Origin of the sequence: Bradyrhizobium sp. (assembly GCF_049581145.1) — a bacterium.
GTDB lineage: Bacteria > Pseudomonadota > Alphaproteobacteria > Rhizobiales > Xanthobacteraceae > Bradyrhizobium.
In genome coordinates, this window is the sequence record NZ_JBAURI010000895.1 from 1 (window position 1) to 4,347 (window position 4,347).

2 protein-coding genes are annotated in these 4,347 nt (G+C 60.5%); both read left to right on the top strand.

All coding sequences use genetic code 11. The annotated features are described in order from the left end of the window. The coding region (locus WCB02_RS29345) for an ABC transporter permease (protein ID WP_423963349.1) at nucleotides 1-2,211 on the top strand (2,211 nt) is incomplete at its 5' end. Nucleotides 2,212-2,232: 21 nt separating this feature from the next. After that, nucleotides 2,233-4,347, top strand: a 2,115-nt coding sequence (locus WCB02_RS29350; protein WP_423963352.1) for an ABC transporter permease, incomplete at its 3' end; no start/stop codon positions are given.

A 4,347-nucleotide genomic window follows, 5' to 3' on the forward strand; every position in this document is an offset into this window, starting at 1 on the left:
GTCCACGGGCTCGAGGCAACCGCCTACTACCAGGTCTGGCCCAACGGCATTTCGGTAAATGGGGCCGCTGTCCAGCTTCCCGTTGCCAATGTCAGCCCTCGCTTTGGAGAAGTGATGGGCGTTCAACCGCTCGTTGGGCGCCTGTTTCGCGCAGAGGACGCCGACGGTCAAGATGTCCTCGTCGGAGCAGCGTTCGCGCGCCAACACTTTGGGAATGTCGCCAACGCCCTTGGCCAAACCATCCGATACAACGACGTCTCCCGCCCGATCGTCGGTGTGCTGCCGGACCGCTTCTCCTTCCCGAACAATGCACAGGTCTGGATGGAGCTGCCGACTTCACCGACGAATGTCAATCGGACGGCATATAACCAGCATGCCATCGGCAAGCGCAAGGCGGGAGTGTCTCCAGCTCAACTCGCCTCCGAATTCGCAACCTTCTCGCAACACCTGCAGCGCGCGTACCCGGAAGACTCGCGGAAGACGGTTGAGTCCATTCCCCTGCAGGAACGTCTGGTGGGCGACGTTCGTCCCACACTCAATCTCCTCATGGGGTCGGTCGCCGTCATTCTCCTGATCGTGTGCGCCAATATCGCCCACCTGCAGCTCGTGCATGCTACCCGGCAGCTTCGTTCCGTCACGATCCGCACGGCTCTTGGCGCCTCGCGCTCGGTCCTGGCCATGCGAGCTTTACTCGAAGCCACGCTGCTCGCGCTTGCGGGTTGCTTTGCCGCAATCCTGGTCGCTGTGCCGGCAGTGCGGCTTCTTGTCCGGCTCGCTCCGCCGGACCTGCCGCGGCTGGAAGACATCCACCTGAATGGAGATGTCTTCCTCTTTTCGGCGTTGCTCTCTGTGATCGTAATGACGATCACAGCCCTCATGCCAGTCTGGCGCTCGTGGCACATCGACCCGGCGGCCGCGCTCCGGCAGGACGCCTCTCGCGGCACGGAAGGCCGCGGATCCGCTCGCTTGCGTGACGGCCTCATCGTGGCTGAGGTCGCCCTGACCCTGACGCTTTCCGTCGCAGCCATTCTGCTCACGCGGCAGCTCATGGGACAAGCGCGGCAAGACCTCGGCTTCTCTCCCGAATCTCTCGTCACTCTCGATACCCACAACGTCGCGACACCGCGCTCTCCTGACGCACCGACGGACAAATCTCCAGCCGCGCAGGCTGCGTACAAAGCATCTGAACTGGCGATTGCACAGGCACGACTCAGTCGCCTCGACGAAACACTTAACCTGGTCGCACATACACCCGGCGTACTCTCGGCAGGCGCCATCGACGGTGCCCCGATGGGCTTCGGTAGCTCCAATGTTGGCTATGCCGTGAAGGGGCGACAAGTCTTCGCCGCGCCCTTCCTCAACCTTCCGGTCGCGTATATCTATCCCGTCACACCCGGCCTCCTGGCCACCATTGGCGTGCCGCTGCTGCGGGGCCGTGCACTTGAAGCCAACGATCGACTGGGAACGCCTCCCGTGCTTCTGATCAACCAGACCCTCGCGCGCACTATCTTCCCCAATGAAGAGCCGATTGGGAAGCAAATCATGTGCGGCTTTGACGATACGGAGGGGTGGTGGACCATCGTCGGCGTCGTCGGAGATATCCGCAGCGACTCGCCAGCCGAAGTTCCCACGCCTAACTTCTATGTGCCGATTGCACAGCATCCCGGCAATGCGGATGACATGCAGATTGTTGCTCGAACCGGTGTCGAACCTGGCGCCATGGCTGAGACTCTGCGCAAAGTCCTGCTGCGCAGCCACCCCGAAATCGCCGTCAAAGCCACGACCATGCGACACAACATCGGGGAGACGCAACGCGCCGACAACTTCCGCTCCCTGCTCTTTGGAGGCTTCGCTGCCGTAAGCATTCTGCTAGCGGCAATCGGCATGTATGGCGTGACGGCGTACTCGGTAGCCCAACGCAAGTTCGAATTTGGTGTGCGCGTGGCGCTAGGGGCCAATCGGGCGCAAGTGCTGCGAATGGTACTCGGGAAGGCTACAGCCTCGGCAGCTTTAGGCATAGGGATTGGCATAGCGCTCTCGCTAAGCCTGACGCGCGTGCTCGGCAGCGTGATCGGCAAGCTGCCTGCCTTCGACATCGCGGCCTATGCCATCGGGTCAATCTCCATACTCGCTATCGCACTTCTGGCGACAGCATTCCCCGCGCAGGCCGCCGCCAACGTCGACCCCATGACTGTCCTTCGCAGCGAATAACGCAACCAAGGAGACTGCCCCATGAACTCGTTCCTCCAGGACCTTCGCTTCGCCTTGCGCCAACTCCGCCACTCGCCTGGTTTTGCGCTGATCGTCGTGCTCGCCCTATCACTCGGCATCGGTGCCGCGTCGGCGATTTTCAGCGTGGTCGACACGATATTGCTGCGACCCCTGCCGTTCGCGCATCAGGAACGCCTGGTCTCCCCCTTCATGAAGTCACGCAGCGGCGGGTCGCTGCCTTCGTCCTATCTCAGCTACCTTGACGAACGATCGCAGCTACGGACCTTCCAGGCTCTCGCCGGGTACTCGACCTTCGACCGCATGAATCTTGAAGGGGCTTCCGGTCCCATCTCGTTACGCGCTGTGAAGACTACCGATAACTTCTTCGATGTTTTCGGAGTTCCACCCGTTCTGGGTCGGACATTCCGGCTCGGGGAAGACCGCCCTGGCAACGACAACGTTGTAGTGCTGAGCTATGACGTATGGAAGAGCAGCTTCAATGGGCGATCCGATGTCATTGGAACGATAGCCCGGCTCGACGGCATTCCCTACACCATCGTCGGTGTTATGCCCGCGGGGTTTCGCTTTCCGATGTATGAAAAAGAGGCGATCTATACCCCGCTTCATGCCCACGATTCCTGGTTGAAATCCAGGGGAATGCATTGGATGCGCACGGTAGGCCTTTTGAAGCCAGGCGTCACGCTGCAACAGGCGCAGGCGGATATCTCCACGGTGATGGCGAATCTCGGACGAGCTTATCCGGAACAAGAGGCTGGACACACTGTTTCGCTCTATCCGCTGGCTGCTGAAGTGAACGGCTTTGGATCCGACGGCAAGATGAAGGGGCCGCTCCGCATATTGACTCTAGCGGTGCTGGCCTTGCTCGGGATTGCGTGCATCAACGTGGCAGGCCTGCTGTTGGCGCGAGGCGTGAAGCGCGAGCGGGAGATGGCCCTGCGAACAGCCATCGGTGCGAGCCGTGGAAGGCTGATCCGACAGCTCCTGAGCGAGGGCCTGGTGCTCTCGATCGCCGGACTCGCCGGAGGGGTGATGGTGGGCTGGCTCCTCCTGAAAGCGATGAACGTTTTCCTCCTCGAAGCCATCGCGCGTGGCAGCGATGTTCATTTGAATTTGACCGTAGTTGCTGTCTCTCTCGGACTTTCCCTGCTGATTACCTTGGCCGCGTCTCTGCTGCCCTCCTTGCGGCTCTCCGGCACGGATCCCGGTCGAGCCTTCCACGCGGGGTCAAGTGGCTCGGGCGTTGCCCGAGGTCAACACCGTCTCCGCTCCACCTTCGTCGTCGCACAGATAGCACTGTCCCTCGTGCTGTTAGTTACCTCGGGGCTCTTGCTAAAGAACCTGCAGCGGTTATTTGGGACGGATATTGGCATCGATACGAAGCACCTGCTCGTCGTCCCCATCGATCTTTCACGGGGACGATACGAGAAGCTCGATCCTTTGCCAGCCTTCTACCAGCCGCTGCTGGAAAAGATTACGCATACTCCAGGAGTGCAGGCAGCCGGTCTGATCGATATGATCCCGATCGCCGAATGGGGCAACGGATATGACATTCACATCACGGGTCAGCCGCCCTACCCGAAAGACATTCCCGAAGCAGCCGAGACGCGGTTCGTATCGGAGGGCTACTTCGACGCCATGGGCCTGAAGCTGACACGGGGGCGCCTGCTCTCACCCAGCATCGACAGGCCCGACAACCCCGCGGGAACGATGGTCGTCAACGAAGCCTTCCGCCGCAAATTCTTCTCGGACGGCAGTGACCCCGTTGGTGCCCACATCGACGACGATCCCAAGCCCGAGCTAAAGTCCGGTATCGTCGGCGTCGTCACAAGTGTCCGGCAAGATCTACAACAACCGCCGATGCCTGAGATGGACTGGCTTATCGATTCTCTACCTCCGGAACGCCGCCTGGACTCTCTGAAGAACATGATTCTTGTCGTGCGGACCCATGGCGATCCGCAGTCTGTGATCCCCTCTTTACGCCGGATCATGCATGACGTCGATCCCACCATTCCGTTCCGCCTGGCCTTGACCATGGATCAGGTAGTAAAGGATCAGCTTGTGTTCGAAAGAATGGAAGTATGGCTCTTTGGCATCTTCGCAACATTTGCCCTGTTG